Source organism: Beijerinckiaceae bacterium, assembly GCA_004564215.1.
GTDB lineage: Bacteria > Pseudomonadota > Alphaproteobacteria > Rhizobiales > Beijerinckiaceae > Methylocapsa.
The window spans coordinates 1,087,399-1,104,348 of the sequence record CP024846.1 but is presented as its reverse complement, the minus strand read 5'-3'; the positions used below and the strand labels follow the sequence as shown (position 1 = coordinate 1,104,348).

18 protein-coding genes are annotated in these 16,950 nt (G+C 58.9%); 10 read left to right on the top strand and 8 right to left on the bottom strand.

Annotated elements, in window-relative coordinates; genetic code table 11:
- The first annotated feature begins 21 nt into the window (after positions 1-21).
- Both CU048_05180 and CU048_05175 read left to right on the top strand, forming a co-directional pair.
- Positions 22-252: a phosphate starvation-inducible protein PsiF gene (locus tag CU048_05180; protein ID QBR70772.1), complete on the top strand. Its 231-nt coding sequence runs from the start codon at positions 22-24 to the stop codon at positions 250-252.
- Between the two features lie 130 nt (positions 253-382).
- A complete protein-coding gene (locus tag CU048_05175; GenBank protein QBR70771.1) occupies positions 383-1,147 on the top strand; it encodes a 1-acyl-sn-glycerol-3-phosphate acyltransferase in 765 nt (254 codons plus the stop codon).
- Positions 1,148-1,274: 127 nt separating this feature from the next.
- Here the strand turns inward: CU048_05175 and CU048_05170 are convergent, their stop codons facing one another.
- The 3 genes from CU048_05170 to CU048_05160 are packed head-to-tail and all read right to left on the bottom strand — an operon-like array spanning position 1,275 to position 2,935.
- Positions 1,275-1,751, bottom strand: a complete 477-nt coding sequence (locus CU048_05170; GenBank protein QBR70770.1) for a cytochrome C — start codon at positions 1,749-1,751, stop codon at positions 1,275-1,277.
- A complete protein-coding gene (locus CU048_05165) occupies positions 1,748-2,029 on the bottom strand; it encodes a hypothetical protein (protein QBR70769.1) in 282 nt (93 codons plus the stop codon). Before CU048_05165 ends, CU048_05170 begins: the two co-directional genes overlap by 4 nt.
- Positions 2,030-2,935, bottom strand: coding sequence for a molecular chaperone DnaJ (locus tag CU048_05160; GenBank protein ID QBR70768.1), 906 nt, complete (start codon positions 2,933-2,935; stop codon positions 2,030-2,032).
- A 251-nt stretch (positions 2,936-3,186) separates the two neighbouring features.
- On the opposite strand from CU048_05160, the gene CU048_05155 reads away from it, so the two are divergent.
- Positions 3,187-3,864: an HAD family hydrolase gene (locus tag CU048_05155; protein QBR70767.1), complete on the top strand. Its 678-nt coding sequence runs from the start codon at positions 3,187-3,189 to the stop codon at positions 3,862-3,864.
- Between the two features lie 7 nt (positions 3,865-3,871).
- On the opposite strand, the gene CU048_05150 is transcribed toward CU048_05155, so the two are convergent.
- The 3 genes from CU048_05150 to CU048_05140 all read right to left on the bottom strand — a co-directional run bounded on the left by CU048_05150 (position 3,872) and on the right by CU048_05140 (position 7,811).
- The gene (locus CU048_05150; GenBank protein QBR72675.1) at positions 3,872-6,259 is read right to left on the bottom strand and encodes a phosphoketolase; all 2,388 of its coding nucleotides are present in this window, start codon (positions 6,257-6,259) and stop codon (positions 3,872-3,874) included.
- 113 nt (positions 6,260-6,372) lie between these two features.
- Positions 6,373-6,726 carry a cytochrome C552 gene (locus CU048_05145; protein QBR70766.1) on the bottom strand — a complete coding sequence of 118 codons (354 nt, stop codon included), beginning with the start codon at positions 6,724-6,726 and terminating at the stop codon, positions 6,373-6,375.
- A 257-nt stretch (positions 6,727-6,983) separates the two neighbouring features.
- Complete coding sequence (locus tag CU048_05140) at positions 6,984-7,811, bottom strand: hypothetical protein (GenBank protein QBR70765.1); 828 nt, start codon at positions 7,809-7,811, stop codon at positions 6,984-6,986.
- A 286-nt stretch (positions 7,812-8,097) separates the two neighbouring features.
- Here CU048_05140 and CU048_05135 point away from each other — a divergent pair, with 286 nt between their 5' ends.
- Complete coding sequence (locus tag CU048_05135) at positions 8,098-9,135, top strand: tRNA dihydrouridine(20/20a) synthase DusA (protein QBR70764.1); 1,038 nt, start codon at positions 8,098-8,100, stop codon at positions 9,133-9,135.
- Between the two features lie 175 nt (positions 9,136-9,310).
- Positions 9,311-10,186 (top strand): quercetin 2,3-dioxygenase, encoded by an 876-nt coding sequence (locus CU048_05130; GenBank protein QBR70763.1) that lies wholly within the window; start codon positions 9,311-9,313, stop codon positions 10,184-10,186.
- A gap of 41 nt (positions 10,187-10,227) precedes the next feature.
- Here the strand turns inward: CU048_05130 and CU048_05125 are convergent, their stop codons facing one another.
- Complete coding sequence (locus CU048_05125; protein QBR70762.1) at positions 10,228-11,121, bottom strand: AAA family ATPase; 894 nt, start codon at positions 11,119-11,121, stop codon at positions 10,228-10,230.
- Between the two features lie 266 nt (positions 11,122-11,387).
- Between CU048_05125 and yajC the strand changes: the two genes are divergently transcribed.
- The 3 genes from yajC to secF all read left to right on the top strand — a co-directional run bounded on the left by yajC (position 11,388) and on the right by secF (position 14,492).
- Positions 11,388-11,741, top strand: coding sequence for a preprotein translocase subunit YajC (gene yajC, locus CU048_05120; GenBank protein ID QBR70761.1), 354 nt, complete (start codon positions 11,388-11,390; stop codon positions 11,739-11,741).
- Positions 11,742-11,821: 80 nt separating this feature from the next.
- The gene (gene secD / locus CU048_05115; protein ID QBR70760.1) at positions 11,822-13,417 is read left to right on the top strand and encodes a protein translocase subunit SecD; all 1,596 of its coding nucleotides are present in this window, start codon (positions 11,822-11,824) and stop codon (positions 13,415-13,417) included.
- A gap of 127 nt (positions 13,418-13,544) precedes the next feature.
- The gene (gene secF, locus CU048_05110; protein ID QBR70759.1) at positions 13,545-14,492 is read left to right on the top strand and encodes a protein translocase subunit SecF; all 948 of its coding nucleotides are present in this window, start codon (positions 13,545-13,547) and stop codon (positions 14,490-14,492) included.
- 51 nt (positions 14,493-14,543) lie between these two features.
- On the opposite strand, the gene CU048_05105 is transcribed toward secF, so the two are convergent.
- Positions 14,544-15,620 carry a hypothetical protein gene (locus CU048_05105; GenBank protein ID QBR70758.1) on the bottom strand — a complete coding sequence of 359 codons (1,077 nt, stop codon included), beginning with the start codon at positions 15,618-15,620 and terminating at the stop codon, positions 14,544-14,546.
- Here CU048_05105 and CU048_05100 point away from each other — a divergent pair.
- Together CU048_05100 and CU048_05095 are read left to right on the top strand one after the other, a co-directional pair.
- On the top strand, positions 15,517-15,903 hold the full coding sequence (locus CU048_05100; GenBank protein QBR72674.1) for a hypothetical protein: 387 nt from the start codon (positions 15,517-15,519) through the stop codon (positions 15,901-15,903). The two genes, CU048_05105 and CU048_05100, sit on opposite strands and share 104 nt — an antisense overlap.
- Positions 15,903-16,769, top strand: a complete 867-nt coding sequence (locus CU048_05095) for a phytoene/squalene synthase family protein (protein ID QBR70757.1) — start codon at positions 15,903-15,905, stop codon at positions 16,767-16,769. The genes CU048_05100 and CU048_05095 overlap by 1 nt, the downstream gene beginning before the upstream one ends.
- The last annotated feature ends 181 nt before the right edge of the window (positions 16,770-16,950 follow it).

The window sequence follows — 16,950 nt, the reverse complement described above, 5'->3', positions numbered from 1 at the left end:
TTGATGCCAAAGGTGGGTCGAATGAAAATTCCTGCTTCTTTAATTATTATTGGAACCGTTGCCTTTTCCTGCGCCCAACCCGGCTTGGCGCAGGCCCAAGCCACCCCGCCGGCTGCGGCGACCGCTCCCAAAGCGACCGACGCCGATGCGGCTCGAAAGGCCAAGGCCAAGGAATGTTCAGCGAAAGCGGACGCTCAGGGGCTGCATGGGAAGGCCCGCAAGACATTCCGGGCAAAGTGTAAGGGAACCTGACCCGCCCGATTTACAAGACCTGTCTTAAGGTCGGCGCAAAAACCAGGGGCCGTGGCTGCGCCTCGGCCTCTTTGGCTTCCGAAGGTCCCGGCTCCTCGCATTCGCCACAGTGCTACGGCAACGAACACGCATGATCTTACTCCGGTCCTTTGCTTTCAACTTTCTTTTCTACCTGACCACCACCGCGCTGGCGATTTTTGGGCTGCCGGTCCTTTTCATGGGCCGACGAAGCGTCCAGAGCTACGCGAAGTTTTGGACCGGCTCGGCGGTTTGGCTGTTGGACACGGTCTGCGGAACCAAGATCATATTCCGCGGCCTCGAGAACTTGCCGCGCGGCGCCTGCATCGTCGCTTCAAAGCATCAATCGACCCTCGAAACCTTGGCGCTGACGACCAAGGGGTCGGATTTTACCTTCGTTCTCAAACGCGAATTGTTGCGGATCCCCATTTTCGGGTGGTACCTCCAGGGCGCGGAGCAATTGGCGATCGATCGCGCCAAGCGAAGTCTGGCCCTCAGCGATTTGGCGCGCCAGGCGCGCCAGGCCGTGGAGGAGGGCCGCCAGATCATCATTTTTCCCGAAGGCACGCGCAAAAATGTCGGCGCCCCGCCCCAATACAAGTCAGGGGTCGCGCATCTTTATTGTGAAACCGAAGCGGTCTGCGTGCCGGTCGCCTTGAACGCGGGCCTGTTCTGGGCGCGCCGCAGTCTGACAATTCATCCCGGCAAGGTCACGATCGCTTTCCTGGAACCGATCGCGCCGGGCCTCGACAAAGAAAGTTTCATGCAGCTTTTGGAAAGCCGGATCGAAGCGGCGACGTCAGAACTCGTCGCCGAGGCGCTGGCTGCCGATCCTTCGTTGAAAGGCGCGTTGCTCAAAGACGCTGCGGTCTCCTAGAGCGGGATAAGGAAAAGTGGAAACCGGTTTTCCGCCCGCATCCCGCTCTAAAGTTTTTGGAATCGATCACGATGATTTTGGATTGAGTCAATCCAAAATCATCGTGATCTAGCGTATCTTTTTGCCCCTACGGCGCCGGCTTGGTGTCCATCGGAAGGGGCGGCGGAACACGATGGGCGACCGCCGGCAGGGATTTGAGATAGATCCCGATTGCCCGTGCGTCGGCCTCCTCCAGCTGGTTGAATTGTGTCCGCCAGGGCATGGCACTGGACAGGACGCGCCCGTCGGGTGTTACGCCGCTTTTGAGGGCTTTGATCAGATCTTCGACGCTCCATGTACCGATGCCGGTTTCAAGGTCCGGCGTGATATTGGGAGGGTAAAATCGCCCCAATGTGCCGGCCGGGATTGGGCGTTCCCCGCCTGTCATCAACCGCTCGACAATGAGTTCACCCGCCGCGGTGCGCGGCGTATGGCAACCCGCGCAGCCGGTGATCCTGGAAAGATAAGCGCCTCTCGCAAGCGGATCGAGAGGCTCCGCAAGGACGGGGCTGGCCGCAAGCAGAAAGCTCATCGCGGCAAATGTGGCTCGATCCAGCGCGGTCAAGATTGAGTCTTGTCTTGGACCGAGCGAAGCAGTTCGCGCATCATCCCTCTCAACCCGTGCAACTGATCGATCAAATTGAGAATGACCCCTATGCCCTCGTCATTGACGCCAAGATCATGCTTCAGATCCTTGATGAGCTGCACCCGCGCAATATCGGCGTCAGAAAATTCTTGGCCGGTCGCCTCCTGGCGCGGGATCAACCATTCTTCCTTGATCCATATTTCCAGCGTCTCGACTTCGAGGCGGGTACGGGTCAAGAATTGCTGCCGATCGACCATCTACCCCTCCATCCCGGCGCGCGGATTTTCTTCTTTTCCCGCGATCCAGTTCATTGCAAACGCCTCAAGCTCCGGATCGATCTTTTCAGGGAGCACGATCTTAAGAGTAACATATTGATCGCCTGGGGTTCCGTTTGGCCGCGCCGCGCCCTTGCCCTTGAGGCGAAGGACCCGGCCCGTGTTGGCCCCTTTCGGCACCGTCATGGTGACCGCCCCCGTCGTTGTCGGCACCCGCACTTCCCCACCCAGAACAGCCTCGGTGAGGCTGATCGGCAAATCGAGATGAATGTCATCGCCCTCCCGCCTGAAGAAGCGGTGAGGCTTGACCTCGATTTCGACCAGCGCATCGCCCGGCTTGCCGCCGCCGAACCCCGGTTCGCCCTTGCCGCGCAAGCGCAGGATCTGGCCATCCCGCGTGCCAGGAGGAACCACGACGTCAAGGGCGGAGCCGTCCGGTAGCATGACCCGGCTCGTCGCGCCGTTCACGGCGGCAAGAAACTCGACGGGCAGCTTGTATTGAACGTCCCTGCCGTCCGCGCGAGCCCGCGTCCGGGCGTTGCGGAACAAATTCGACAGGATCTCTTCGTCCATCATGTCGGCGTAGCCTGCATCGGACGAATACGGATGATATTCCGGGCCCGCTCTCGCGTAATCGCGATAGAACTGGTGCTGAGGCCGTTCCGCGCCCGACGCATCGATCTCGCCGCGATCGAATCTGCCCCGCTTCTCGGGGTCGCTCAGAATGTCATAGGCCGAGGCGACCTTCTTGAACTCCTCCTCGGACTCACGGTTGCCGGGATTGAGGTCGGGATGCAGTTTCTTGGCAAGCTTGCGATACGCCTTTTGAATGTCCGCGGCGGAGTCGCTTCGTTGCACGCCCAGGATCTCATAGGGGTCTTTGGTCACCGCATCCTCTCGAAGTCTGGGCGTTGGGCCTGGTCCCGGTCTATGTTTTGGCCCCGACACGTTTCGTCAATGTCATATTATCGTGGCGGAAGTCCAATGTCTTTCAAGACAATTTTGACGCAGAGTGCCAGCTTTCCGCGAAGCTTTTTGGCGCTAAAACATGAGGCGGCGGCGGTTTCGGCCGCGCCGAGGTTTTCTAAACTCAGCGGTTCGGATAGGACGGTCAAGTTTCTTGCAAGGAATGGCAAACGATGCGGCGTCCCCAAACTTCATTTCTGTTCGATCTCGATGGCACGCTCGTCGATAGCGTTTACCAGCATGTGCTCGCTTGGCACGAGGCGCTTGAGACCGAGGGCATCAGGCTTTCGATCTGGCGCATTCACCGCAAAGTCGGCATGAGCGGGGGCCTTTTCACCAATATGCTTCTGCGCGAAACCCGACGGGAAATCAGCCCCGAGCGGATCGAACGCCTGTTGAAGCTTCACGCCGCGGCCTACGAACGGCGGTCGCGCGAAGTGCAACCGCTGCCCGGTGCACGCGAGCTTCTGGCCTATTTGACCACGATGCAAATTCCCTGGGCCATTGCGACAAGCGGACGGCTGGACACGGCGCGGCCCGTGCTGGAGCAACTCGGGGTCGATTTCGACCGCGTTGTGATCGTCACCCGCGACCAAGTCAGATTTGCCAAACCGGATCCCGATCTGTTTCTGACCGCGGCGGAACGGCTCGGCGTTGAGATCGAGACCGCGTCCGTGGTCGGCGATAGTGTCTGGGACATGCTCGCGAGCCGTCGCGCCCGAGCTTTGGGGATCGGCCTGTTGTCCGGAGGCTATGGCCAGGAAGAGCTCGAGCGCGCGGGAGCCTATCGAGTCTATGAGGACCCCGCCGACCTTCTCGCCCATATCGATGAAGTCGCCGGCCGGCAGTGAGACTGCGCTAGCAGGCCGCGTCCCACGGCGTCCAGTGCCAGTTCAAAACCTCGGGCATGTCCTGGCCATGTTCGCAAACATAAAGCTTGTGGCGTTCCATGGTTGTCCAATAGCGCTCGCTCGCCACCTCCCATTGGTCGCGGAGGCGCTCGATCCGATGGATCGCATCGAGCGCGAGTTGATAGCGGTCTAGCCTGTTCATGACGACCATATCGAACGGAGTCGTCGTGGTTCCTTCATCGCAAAATCCACGCACATGGATATTGTCGTGGTTTTGCCGCCTGTAGGTGAGCCGGTGAATCAGGGTGGGATAGCCGTGGAAAGCAAAGATCACCGGCTTGTCGGCCGTAAAAATCCGGTCGAAATCCTTGTCTTCCAGCCCGTGCGGATGTTCCGATTGCGGCTGTAGCGCCATAAGGTCGACGACGTTCGCGACGCGGACCCGGATGTCGGGAACATATTGCCGCAAGAGGGTCACCGCCGCCAGGGTCTCCAGAGTGGGCACGTCTCCGGCGCAGGCCATGACGACGTCGGGATCGCCGCCCTTCTCATTGCCGGCCCAATGCCAAATTCCAGCACCGACGCTACAATGGCGAACGGCCGCCTCGATATCCAGCCATTGCCACTCGGGCTGTTTCCCGATGACAGTCAAATTGACATAGTGGCGGCTGCGAAGACAATGATCGGCAACCGAGAGAAGACAGTTGGCATCGGGCGGGAGATAGATCCGCACCGTGTCGGCCTTCTTGTTGGCGACATGATCTATGAAACCCGGATCCTGATGCGACGAGCCATTATGATCCTGCCGCCAGACATGCGAAGTCAGCAAATAATTGAGCGACGGGATCGGCTTTCGCCAAGCGATCGTGCGGGTGGTCTTCAGCCACTTCGCATGCTGGTTGAACATCGAGCCGATGATTTGGATAAAGGCTTCGTAGCATGAGAAGAGACCATGGCGGCCGGTGAGAAGATAGCCTTCGAGCCAACCCTGACAGAGGTGCTCGCTCAAAACTTCCATCACTCGACCTTCGGCGCTGAGATCGATATCCACTTCGTCGATGCGCGCCATCCATTCCTTACCGGACACTTCATACACCGCCTCAAGCCTGTTCGATGCGGTTTCGTCCGGGCCGAAGAGGCGGAAGTTTTTGTGGGGCAGGTTGAGTTTCATCACATCGCGAAGAAACCCACCGAGAACGCGGGTCGCTTCGGCTCGGACCTCGCCTGGGGTTGCAACGCTCACCGCATAGGCGCGGAAGTCCGGCATTGAAAGGGGACGCAGCAGTTCGCCGCCATTGGCATGTGGATTAAATCCCATGCGCCGATGTCCAGTGGGGGCCAGAGCTGCATAGTCTTCGCGAAACGTGCCGCATTCGTCGAAGAGCTCGTCCGGTTTGTAGCTCTTCATCCAGTCTTCGAGCTGCGCCAAATGTCCGGCGGTTTTGAATTCGGTAATCGGAACCTGATGCGCGCGCCAAGTGCCTTCAACCGGCTTTCCGTCTACGAATTTAGGACCGGTCCAGCCTTTGGGCGTTTTGAAGATGATCATTGGCCAGCGCCGCCGCTCCGGCGGTTGCGAAGAGTTGCGGGCTTCGCTTTGGATCGCGCGAATCTCACTCAGAGCCTGGTCCAACGCGCTTGCGAGAAGCTGGTGAACTTCGTCGGGATCGCTGCCCTCCACGAACAGCGGCTCATAGCCATAGCCTTTGAAAAGATCAGTTAGTTCCTGCTCGCTGATTCGCGCCAGTACGGTTGGATTGGCGATCTTGAAGCCGTTGAGATGCAGGATCGGAAGAACCGCGCCATCCCGCGCCGGGTTAAGAAATTTGTTGGAGTGCCAGCTGGCGGCGAGCGCCCCGGTTTCCGCCTCGCCATCGCCGACGACACAGCTCACGATGAGGTCGGGGTTGTCGAACGCCGCCCCATAGGCATGAACGAGCGAATAGCCGAGTTCGCCGCCTTCATGAATGGAGCCCGGCGTTTCGGGGCCGACGTGGCTCGGTACTCCGTATGGCCAGGAAAATTGGCGGAACAAGCGGCGCAAGCCATTCTTGTTTCGCTCGATATTCGGGTAGCGTTCGGTGTAGGACCCCTCGAGATAGGTTTGCGCCACGAGGCCCGGGCCACCATGACCGGGGCCGATCACAATGATCATATCCAGGTCGTTCGCCGTGATGAGCCGATTGAGGTGCACATAAATAAAATTGAGGCCGGGTGTCGTTCCCCAATGGCCGAGAAGGCGTGGCTTGACATGGTCCAGGGTAAGCGGAACCTCAAGCAAAGGATTGTCACGCAAATAGATCTGCCCGACGGAAATATAGTTCGATGCGCGCCAATAGGCGTTCATTTTTTGCAGAAGTTCGGGTGAGAGGACGTTCGGCTTTAAGGCGTGCATGGGCGCTGGCCCGTGGGTGGCCGACAACGCTTCGCGGGTCAGATTCCCTGTGGCTTCGGGGCTGCTCATGACGCGAACTCCTACTCAGGAGATAAGGCCGGGACGGCCGAGTCTCATTCGCTTCTCAAGCTGAGAATATAGGCCACCACATCGTCGATTTGGGTTTGCGTCAGCACCAGATTGGGCATCCGCTCGTGCGAGGTCTGCAAGAAGGCGTGCAGCGAAATCGACGTCGTTGAAGGCATGTTCGCGATCGAGACAAAACTTGGTCCGTCGCCGTTCGTCTCATCATTAGGGCCCACCGCGTGACAGTCGCTGCACCAATTCTTCGCCAATTGCCGGCCCATCCCGGTATCGCCGTTGACGATTTGGCCAGGGGCGGAGGTCGCTGTCGCAAGTGTCGCAGCGAGCAGACCGCAGGCCAGAAAAAAACTCAAAGATCCCCGCGTGGAAACCAGTGGCATCATTTGCTATTCCTCAGGTGGAAGCGTCGGAGGGGCCTACCTTAATTAGGTCGAGGTTAAGTGCGGACCAGGGGAAAGTGAAATGAAATCGGCGCCGCTGTGGCCTTGGCGGCGCCGCTCGACGGACTGAACATTGATCGGCGCATCTAGGTTTCGGGCCTTCGCGGAGAATGCTTTACGGGCCTGCCTGGAAGTAAATCGATGTTGGGGTCCAGTTTGGTCCGCAAGCACAGCGCGCATGGCCGGCTCGCAAGATCGCGCTACATGACGCCCATGGGGCCGATCATCAAGCCATCCGCGACCTTCTTCTGTTCATCGCTGAACGAAGCGTAAAGGGGATCAAGCGCCGTTCTGATCGCCTTCAGATCGGCAAGATGCTTCGTCAGCTTTTTCTCGTGATCTTCGAGCTGTGTCGGAAGCGGCTCTGCGGCGGTGGCTTCCGTCGCTTCGTGATGCATGGCTCCCTCAGCCGGCGTGGGGCTTTCGAGCTTCTTGATTGCGCCCGCATCGGGGTAGGATGTTGAGCCCTCTGGTGCGGCCGCGGGTTTTTCGGCGGCAGCTTGCGGCTTCTCGTGATGCGGTGCTTCCATCGATTTTGCGGCCGAACGGAGTGCGTCCGCAAAATTGTTCCATAGGGGCAGCTGCGTGTCGGTAATTTTTAGATCGGTCTTGAGCGAGGCAAGACGATTATCGATTTGCGAAACCATCATCGACATCATGTGATGCATCATGGCCCGCATCTTTTGCATGTGACCGGCCATGTTTTGGCAGCTCATCATGTCGTGCATGGATCCCATGTGTTCCGCCATGTGATCCATGTTCTCGGCCATCGCCTCGCAATTCATCTCGGAGTGTTCGCCCTTCATGCCCATGGACATGCCACCGTCGGTATGCTCATGCCCTGCCGCCGGCGGAGCGGCAGTTTCGGCGGACGCGCTTAAGGGACCGAGCGCCAAAGTCGCAGCAATGGAAAGAATGGAGAACGGACGACAGACACGAGTCTTCATAGGTGTGCTCCTTATTCGCGAAAGTTTCTTTTTGCCAGCGTGGGTGACGGACTGAGCCAATACCGACTGTCCGCAATTCATGAAGGGGTGATGACGCCGGCAGGGCCGCTCGGTCCGTCGGCAAGTTTCTGGCGTTCGGATCGTGTTTAGCTAAGCCGGGCGGGGACGGGGCGCCCTGATCCAGGTCAATCTTTGTCGCATCGCAGGAGCCGCTCCTACATCTGCTCTTGTCGCGCTCATGCAGCGTTGCAAACCGACCTTGCTACCTTTGAGACTAGGTCCGCCGCGCTGCGGCGTCAAACCGCTCGAAAAGATGCGGCGTGTCGGGTAAGAGGGGCGCAGACGCGGGTTTATTTGATCGGGTTTCATGCCGCAGCATCAAACATACAGATTTTCAATCGCGCCCATGATGGATTGGACGGACCGGCATTGCCGGTTTTTCCATCGTATTCTGTCACGGCGGGCGCGGCTCTACACCGAGATGCTGACAACCGCGGCCGTTCTACATGGCGACCGGTGTCGCCTGCTTGGCTTCGAGGCTGCCGAGCACCCCGTGGCCGTGCAACTTGGCGGTTGCGATCCCACCGAAATGGCGGTGGCGGCGGAGATTTGCGCCGATTTTGGCTATGATGAAATCAACCTGAACATTGGTTGCCCGTCCGAGCGTGTGCAGAGCGGGGCTTTTGGCGCCTGTTTGATAAGAGAACCGGATCTCGTTGGGGATTGCGTTGCCGCGATCAAGGCGCGGGTTGCCTTGCCGGTGACAGTCAAGTGCCGCACGGGCGTTGATGAACAAGACCCCGAAGCCGCTCTCGGGATTTTGGCCGAGCGCGTCATTGCCGCCGGGTGCGACGTCCTCATTGTCCATGCCAGGAAGGCTTGGCTGAAAGGCTTGTCGCCCAAAGACAATCGCCACATTCCGCCGCTGGATTACGATCTCGTTCATGCGGTGAAGCAGCGGTTTCCTGATGTTCCGGTCGTGCTCAATGGCGGCCTTGCAACATTGGATCAGATGCAAACCGAACTTGGCCGCTTCGATGGTGTGATGGTGGGACGCGCCGCCTATCAGACGCCTGAGCTTCTACTCGATGTCGATCCGGTATTGTTTGGTGAGGCGCCCCCGATCGCAGATGCGAGGGCTGCGGTCGAGGCGTTCATTCCTTATGTTGAAGGCCGCCTGGGCGAGGGCATCCCGCTCCATGCGATGACGCGGCATCTCCTTGGACTCTTCAACGGCCGGAGAGGCGCGCGGGCGTGGCGGCGCCAACTCGCAACCGAGGCCGTCAAAAGGGGCGCGGATGCCGAAACTCTGCGCGCGGCGCTGAAGCATATCGAGCCCTCGCAAGAGGATACGGAGCAAGCGAGTCACGAGGGCTCGTCCGGCCTTGGCGCAGCAGCAGCATAGATTGAACGCGTGTGGTTATGCTTTAGCCGGGCTATCGACCACTTGAATTGCTGCCGTTGGATCGCATTTTACAGTATAGCAAAACAAGCCCTCGATTGGGTTTTGTCTCACCAAGTCTTGGCCTCACGGAGTTATTATTCTGGTGGCAAGAATTCTCTGGAATGGAGACGAAACGATGAAAAAACTAGCATTCATCCAACGCAACAACGAACGCCATTGGGTCGGCGATGGGTTTCCGGTCCGCAGCATTTTCTCCTACCATGATTTCAGCCGGGAACTGTCGCCGTTTCTGCTGCTCGACTATGCCGGCCCGCATATGTTCCCTCCGACAGAGCAAAGGCGGGGAGTCGGTGCACACCCCCATCGCGGTTTCGAAACGGTGACGATCGTTTATAGCGGCGAACTCGAACATCGGGATTCGTCCGGCGCCGGCGGGTCCATCGGTCCCGGCGATGTGCAATGGATGACGGCGGCCGCGGGGCTCGTTCACGAGGAGTTTCACGCGCCCGAATTTGCCAAGCGCGGCGGACCCTTCGAGGTGATTCAGCTTTGGGTCAATCTCGCGGCCAAAGACAAGAAGGCTCCCCCGGCCTACCAAAGCCTCTCCAACGCGCAAATCCCTCGGGTCGATCTCTCTTCGGATACAGGCTATGTACGGATCATCGCGGGCAACTACCAAGGGATGCAAGGGCCGGCACATACATTCAGTCCCATGAATCTATGGGATATCCGCCTCAAAGCTGATCGTCCTGCGGAGTTTCGGGTTCCCGCCGGCTGGACGACCGCGCTCTTTGTGCTGAGCGGCCGTGTCCGGCTGCCATCGGGTGAAACGGTCGGGGCGGCTGAATTGGCGGTCTTCGATCGGGAACAGGAAACATTCGCCCTCGAAGCGCTGGAAGATACCAAACTTCTGCTTCTCAACGGGCAGCCGATCGATGAACCGGTGGTGGGGCACGGGCCCTTCGTTATGAACACGGCGGCAGAGATCGACCAAGCCATGGTTGACTATCGGAACGGACGCATGGGCCGGCTCGAAGTCGCCCGCGCATAAATTTTCGGCCACGACGGGGTGAACTGGTTCGAAAAGCCGGTTCACTCCACCGCTTTGCCCATCCTTCCGGCGAGATCCTGAATATATTGCCAGGCCGTACGGCCCGAACGCGAGCCGCGTGTCACCGCCCATTCGAGGGCTTCGCGCTCGAGGTCAGCAGGGTCCACAGCAAGGCCGAAACAGTCCGCATAGCCAAAAACCATGGCGAGATAGTCCTCTTGCGAACAGGAATGGAAACCGAGCCATAGGCCGAACCGGTCGGAAAGCGAGATTTTTTCCTGAACCGCTTCGTCCGGATTGATCGCGGTCCCTCTTTCATTTTCGACCATCTCCCTGGAAAGAATGTGCCGTCTGTTCGAGGTTGCATAAAACAGCACATTCGGCGGGCGCCCCTCGATCCCCCCTTCCAGAACGGCCTTCAGCGATTTGTACTTCGTATCCGTGCCGTCGAACGAAAGATCGTCGCAAAACACCAGAAAACGCCACGGGGCCTCGCGGAGGAGCGTCATAAGGCCGGGCAGGCTATCGATGTCCTCGCGATGTATCTCCACCAGTTTTAGGGGCTTAGCGCCGGGGCGGGCTGCCAGCCGCGCGTTGATTGTCGCGTGCACGGCCTTGACCAGCGAGGATTTACCCATGCCGCGTGCGCCCCATAAAAGTGCATTATTGGCTGCGAAGCCCTGGGCGAAGCGCTCGGTATTTTGGACCAGGGCGTCTCGAACCCTGTCGATGCCCCGCAATAACGAGATTTCGACCCGATTGACCCGCGCGACCGGGACGAGACATGCGTTGCCGGCCTCGAAAACGAAGGCGTCGGCCGCAGCGAAATCCGAAGCAGGCGAGCGGGTCCCTGCGAGTTTTTCGAGCGCGGCGGCGATCCGCTCCAGCGCTTTGCCGCTTTCGAGAAGGGCGGCGACGTCTGTTTCTCTGGTCATGTCGTTGTCCGGAAGCAAGAAGAGGCTTTAGACTCTTTAACTGGCGATGGGAACTGTAAGCTTGACCTTGTCAGCAATCCCAGGCAGCGCCCCTCCATAAGGGTTGATCGTCGCGGAGGGGAGGGCGATCGCCCAATAGCGCGAAAATCGGGTTCTGGAGATCCTGTTTTGGCGCCATTGCTTTCGCGCCGGCTCTGGCTATATTCGCGCGCGATCCGGATGGAATTCCGCCGAGGCGGTCTTCACGGACCCGACAAGGAGAACCGATTTTGACTACGACTGCTTTCGCTCAAGCCGCCGGGACTCCTCCTTCCGCACCTGCCGCGACCGATTTTCTCACCAGCACCCCGATCGTGCCCCTCGTGCTGGTGATTGCCATCATGTATTTCCTCATCATTCGACCGCAGCAAAAGCGGGCGAAGGAACATGCCAATCTCCTGAAGAATATGCGGCGGGGTGACAGTGTCACGACGTCGGGCGGATTGATTGGCAAAATCACGCGGGTGGTCGACGAGACCGAACTCGAACTCGAAATTGCCCCGAATGTTCGCGTTCGGGTGGCTCGGGCGATGATTTCGGACGTGCGGGCCAAGGGCGAGCCGGTCAAGGATCAAGCTTGAACAGAAACTAAGCGTGGAACCGGCCTGACCCGGGCCGATGGCGCCGTCTGCGCCCCTAATCGTGGATATTTTAAAAAATCATGCTGCGTTTCGCGACCTGGAAGATCATATCCATTCTGGCGATGACGGTGTTTGCCCTCCTTGTCATCGTACCCAGTCTATTGAGCCCGGACAGTCGCGCGGCGCTGATTTCCCATCTGCCGCGTTGGGTGCCGGCGCGCGCCATCGTGCTCGGTCTCGACTTGCAGGGCGGATCGCATGTCCTTTTGGAGGTTGACAGCAATTCGGTCGTAAAAACCCTTGTCGAAAATCTGCGGGACAGCGTTCGCAGAGTGTTGCGCGAGGAAAAGATTTCGATCACCGGCGGGATCGGCCTTCAGCCGCGCGGCGTGCAATTGCGCATTCCCGATGCCACCGAGCGCGCCAGGGTCATGCCAAAGCTTAGGCAATTGGCGGGACCCGCCGGAAGCGGCCTTGCCGATTCGAACCGCGCGCCGGCCTTCGATGTGACCGAGAACGAGAGCGGTCTCATCCAGTTCACGGTCACCGAAGCGGGCGTTGAAAGCAAGATCCGCCGTGCCGTCGAGCAATCGATCGAAGTGCTCCGCCGCCGCGTCGATGCTCTGGGCACCACCGAGCCCAATATCCAGCGCCAAGGCACGGACCGCATCCTTGTCGAGGTGCCGGGCCTTCAAGATACGAGCAAGCTCAAGGAAATCCTCGGCACAACGGCCAAGCTCGAATTCCGTTTGGTTGGCGAACCGGGCGCAGATACGTCCGAGATCGAACTTTTGGATCAGGTGGAACAACCCGGCAAGCTTCCGGTCGAAAAGCGCGTCATGGTTCAGGGCGAGGACTTGACCGATGCGCAGCCGGGCTTTGACAGTCGCACGCAGGAGCCGATCGTCAATTTCCGGTTCAACATTCGTGGCGGCCAGAAATTCGGCGAGGTCACGTCGGAAAATGTCGGCAAGCTGTTTGCCATCATCCTCGACGGGAAGGTTATTTCGGCGCCAAGAATTCTGGGTCCGATCACCGGTGGTTCGGGGCAGATCTCCGGCCGCTTCACCGTGGAACAGGCGAATAATCTCGCCATTCTCCTGCGCGCGGGTGCGCTGCCGGCCAAACTCACGATTGTCGAGGAACGCACGGTGGGGCCGGGCCTCGGTCAGGATTCGATCGATGCCGGCAAGCGCGCCGCCTATGTCGGTGCCGCCCTCGTCGCATTTTACATGCTGATCACCTATGGCATTTTCGGGGTGTTCGCCAATATCGCGCTGTTCGTCCATATCGCCTTCATCTTTGCCGGACTCGTGCTTCTGGGTGCGACGCTTACTCTGCCCGGCATCGCCGGCATTGTTCTTACGATCGGCATGGCGGTGGACTCGAATGTGTTGATTTATGAGCGTATCCGCGAGGAGGCGCATATGGGGCGCTCGATCGTTTCAGCGCTCGATGCCGGTTTCAAACGCGCCTTTGCCACTATCGTCGATTCCAATGTCACCATGTTCGTCGCCGCGGCGATTCTATATTTCCTCGGTGCCGGACCGGTTCGTGGCTTCGCTGTTTCTCTCGCGCTCGGAATTCTGACCTCGATCGTGACGGCGGTGACCATGACCCGCATGATGATCGCGCTTTGGTACCGCTACAAGCGGCCGACCAAGTTACCAATCTAATGGCTTTGGCCGGGGCGGACGCTGTGCGGCGCAAAAGTTGTGCGGTACTGTCATGCGCCCACGGCGAAGGGATAAACTGCTCCAATGTGCCAGCGAAACCGCCGAGTTTGGCAAAAGGCCTGATCGAATGAAACTCCTGCGCCTTGCGCCCGAGAACACCAAATTTCCATTCATGCGCTTTCGGCGCGTGAGCTATCCGTTTTCGGCGCTGTTCTCGATTATCTCGGTTGTCCTTTTCCTGACCCTGGGAATGAATTTCGGGATCGACTTTTCTGGCGGCACCTTGATCGAGCTGCGCGCCAGATCGGGCACCGCCGATATCGCCCAATTGCGTTCGATCGCCGAACATATGAAGCTCGGCGATGTCGAGGTTCAGGGTTTTGGAAGCCCGTCGGACGTGACCCTGCGGTTCGGTCTTCAGCCGGGCGGTGATGCCGCGCAGCAGGCCGCGGTCAATCTGGTGAAAGACGCCATTGGCGATGGCTACGACGTCCGCCGTACCGAAGTCGTCGGCCCGCGCGTCTCCGGTGAACTCGTCCAGTCAGGTACTCTTGGCATCGTTATTTCGATCATAGCCGTGCTGTGCTATCTCTGGTTCCGCTTCGAATGGCAGTTCGCGGTTGGCGCCATCATCGCGACCATGCACGACCTCTTGTTGACGGTCGGATTTTTCGCGCTGACCCGGCTTGAATTCAACACCACGTCCATTGCGGCCATCCTGACCATTGTCGGCTATTCCTTGAACGAAACGGTCGTGGTGCTCGATCGTATCCGCGAGATGATGCGGAAATATCGTAAAATGCCGACCGATCAATTGATCGATCTTTCAGTCAACGCCGTGCTCCCGCGGACCATCATGACCGCGACGACGGTGTTTCTGGCCCTTCTTTCGCTGGTGGTCTTCGGCGGCCAAGTCATCCGCTCCTTCTCGCTCGCGATGATTTGGGGCATTTTCGTCGCGACCTATTCCTCCGTCTTCATTTGTTCGCCCATGCTGATCTATCTTGGGCTGCGCAGCGAAACCGTGGGGCAGGCGCCTTCATCGGCCGATGCCTCCGAAAAGGCGTCGTCCTAGACGATGGTCCCCCGTCCTTTTGGCCAGGGCACAAACAGCTGCTGAGGATTTCTAGGCCCCGATCGCATCGGGCCGATATTTGCGTGTCATCAGAATGCAGCCGACGAGGAAACACAGGAGGACGAATGAAGGACCGACCGTCCCCAGATCGAAGCCGCCATTCTCATTGGTTTTCGTGAGCAGCGTACCCAAGGTCGTGCCCATCGGACGGGCAAGGACGAACGCAAGCCAAAACAAAACGCTTCGCGAGATGTTCGTCAGGCGGTAAAAGGCGAGGATGGCAGTCAGCAAAGCCGCAACGACAAGCCAACTACTTTGGTAGCCAAGTCGATCGGATAAGAGATCCCCGAGATCGTTTCCGAGCGTGTTTGCAAAGAGCACGGTGACCCAGAAAAATATCTCGTCTTTTGGTTTGGTGATGGCGGCCGCCGATCCGGATCTAAAGGTGAATCGCCACAGTGCCAGCAAGCATGCTAGGGCGATCGCCAAGACCAGCAAGCCCTTGGCATATCCCAACCCAACAGTATGGACGAAATAATCTGACAATGTCGTGGCGGTTGAGTTGCTCGCAACGAGGATCGTCCAAAAGATGAAGGGGCTATAGGCTTTCAAAGCGGTCTGCACCGCGAGAATGAAAGCGAAAAGCCCGAAAAATATAACCGTGCTCATCCCGAAGCCGAAGTTCAATGTTGTTGATAATAGGTCTCCACCCGTCTCACCGAGAGTCGTCGCGCTAATCATCATGACCCAAAAGGCAATGGTGATTGGGGAAACCTTGTGCGGGGTGTCATTCATGACATGCAAACCTGCCGTTTGGAATTCGCAGCGAACCGAAAAGCAATTCGTAAACATGGGAGAAACGTGCCTCGGTCGGGCGCGCGGATTCTCCTTGGTTGTCAATATATCATGTTGAACTCCCTTGGACAAAAGCCAACGAGCGCTGGACCCAGAGCCTAAAAAGCGTTGAGACTGTTTGATAGAGTGAGATGAAAAAGCGACAAAAAATGGCCCGGGTAAAACGATGATGGTCGAGCCGAAATATGCCGGCTTCCTGCCGGGCATCCATGCCATCGAAGGATACGGAGCAGGCGGTTTTCGCTTCGCCGGAATGTCGCATCGCGGTTCCATACTCGCCCTGCCTTCGGGAATTTTAGCATGGGCTCCGGTCATCCCGGCCGAGATCGATGTCGCATCGCTGGACGCGGTCTTTGGTGAACCGCCGGGGCTCATCGAACATCTTCTGGTCGGAACCGGGCTGGAGCTCGTGCCTTTGTCGAATCAAATACGCCAGCGCCTCCGTGAGGCCAATATAAGAGCCGAGCCGATGCCGACCGGAGCCGCTGCACGGACCTATTCGATCCTGCTCGGCGAGAAGCGCCGGGTTGCGGCAGCGCTTCTGGCCGTGCCGTGATGAGTGAATCAAAGAGCCACGCGGGCGATCAGGATTATGCCTATTGCGATCGGCTGTTGCGCCGCGACGATGTCGACCGGTGGCTGGCGTGCCTTTTCATCCCACAGCAAGCGCGGCGGCATGTCCACGCCGTCTTCGCCTTCAGCCTCGAGATCGCCCGCGCGCGCGAAGTCGTCTCGGAGCCGATGCTGGGAGAAATCCGGTTCCAGTGGTGGCGGGACGCGCTGGAGGGGACCACGTCGGAGGATGCGAAGGCCAACCCCGTCGCAGCAGCCTTGCTCGATACGATCGAGCGTTTCAATTTGCCGAAGCCGCTCTTTCTTGAATTGATCGATGCACGGCTACGCGATCTTTACGACGATCCGATGGAATCGATCGAGGCGCTCGAAACCTACACGAAGGCCACATCCGCAAATCTTTTTCAGCTTGCCGCGCTGATCCTGGACGGCGAGGAGGGCGGTGCTGGTCTTGGCGTGGCCGATCACGCGGGGATCGCCTTCGGGATCACCGGATTGCTCCGGGCTTTGCCTTGGCATAGTGTGCGTGGGCAGGTTTTCGTCCCGGTTGAGATTTTGCAGGGGCAGGGTGCGGACCTCGACGATGTCATGACGGGGCGTGCTTCCCCCGCGGTCATGGCGGCGCTCGCGGGCATGCGCGCGGTCGCCCGCAACCATCTCGATATTTTTGACGCCCGGCTTCGCAGCCTGCCAACCAAGTCCCGTCCCGCCTTTTTGGCCGCTTCCCTCTGCGAACCTTATTTGCGCCTGATGGAAAAGCCCGCCTACGATCCTTTCAAAACCGTCATAGAGCTTCCACAATGGCGCCGGCAATGGACCCTCTGGCGGGCGTCGCGCACCTTCGGTTGAAAACAAGCCATTTCGAAAGGCTTTATTCGGCGCGCGACAGTTGCTAGAACGCATGTATGGCCACACAGACCGACCCTCGTTTTCGGCGAATTATGGGCCCGGCCCGCGCTTGAGCGCTTGGCCGGGGGGACGTCGAATCCATCCATGCGGCTTTGCATTTACCAGCGGCTTTGCCGCGCCG

What these genes read in the sequence shown, in the direction of transcription:
- CU048_05180 (QBR70772.1), top strand. Translation starts at nt 22, where the DNA reads ATGAAAATTCCTGCTTCTTTAATTATTATTGGAACCGTTGCCTTTTCC.
- CU048_05175 (QBR70771.1), top strand. Translation starts at nt 383, where the DNA reads ATGATCTTACTCCGGTCCTTTGCTTTCAACTTTCTTTTCTACCTGACC.
- CU048_05165 (QBR70769.1), bottom strand. Translation starts at nt 2,029, where the DNA reads ATGGTCGATCGGCAGCAATTCTTGACCCGTACCCGCCTCGAAGTCGAG.
- CU048_05155 (QBR70767.1), top strand. Translation starts at nt 3,187, where the DNA reads ATGCGGCGTCCCCAAACTTCATTTCTGTTCGATCTCGATGGCACGCTC.
- CU048_05150 (QBR72675.1), bottom strand. Translation starts at nt 6,259, where the DNA reads ATGCACGCCTTAAAGCCGAACGTCCTCTCACCCGAACTTCTGCAAAAA.
- CU048_05145 (QBR70766.1), bottom strand. Translation starts at nt 6,726, where the DNA reads ATGATGCCACTGGTTTCCACGCGGGGATCTTTGAGTTTTTTTCTGGCC.
- CU048_05140 (QBR70765.1), bottom strand. Translation starts at nt 7,811, where the DNA reads ATGAATTGCGGACAGTCGGTATTGGCTCAGTCCGTCACCCACGCTGGC.
- CU048_05135 (QBR70764.1), top strand. Translation starts at nt 8,098, where the DNA reads ATGCCGCAGCATCAAACATACAGATTTTCAATCGCGCCCATGATGGAT.
- CU048_05130 (QBR70763.1), top strand. Translation starts at nt 9,311, where the DNA reads ATGAAAAAACTAGCATTCATCCAACGCAACAACGAACGCCATTGGGTC.
- CU048_05125 (QBR70762.1), bottom strand. Translation starts at nt 11,121, where the DNA reads ATGACCAGAGAAACAGACGTCGCCGCCCTTCTCGAAAGCGGCAAAGCG.
- secD (QBR70760.1), top strand. Translation starts at nt 11,822, where the DNA reads ATGCTGCGTTTCGCGACCTGGAAGATCATATCCATTCTGGCGATGACG.
- secF (QBR70759.1), top strand. Translation starts at nt 13,545, where the DNA reads ATGAAACTCCTGCGCCTTGCGCCCGAGAACACCAAATTTCCATTCATG.
- CU048_05100 (QBR72674.1), top strand. Translation starts at nt 15,517, where the DNA reads ATGGTCGAGCCGAAATATGCCGGCTTCCTGCCGGGCATCCATGCCATC.
- CU048_05105 (QBR70758.1), bottom strand. Translation starts at nt 15,620, where the DNA reads ATGGAACCGCGATGCGACATTCCGGCGAAGCGAAAACCGCCTGCTCCG.
- CU048_05095 (QBR70757.1), top strand. Translation starts at nt 15,903, where the DNA reads ATGAGTGAATCAAAGAGCCACGCGGGCGATCAGGATTATGCCTATTGC.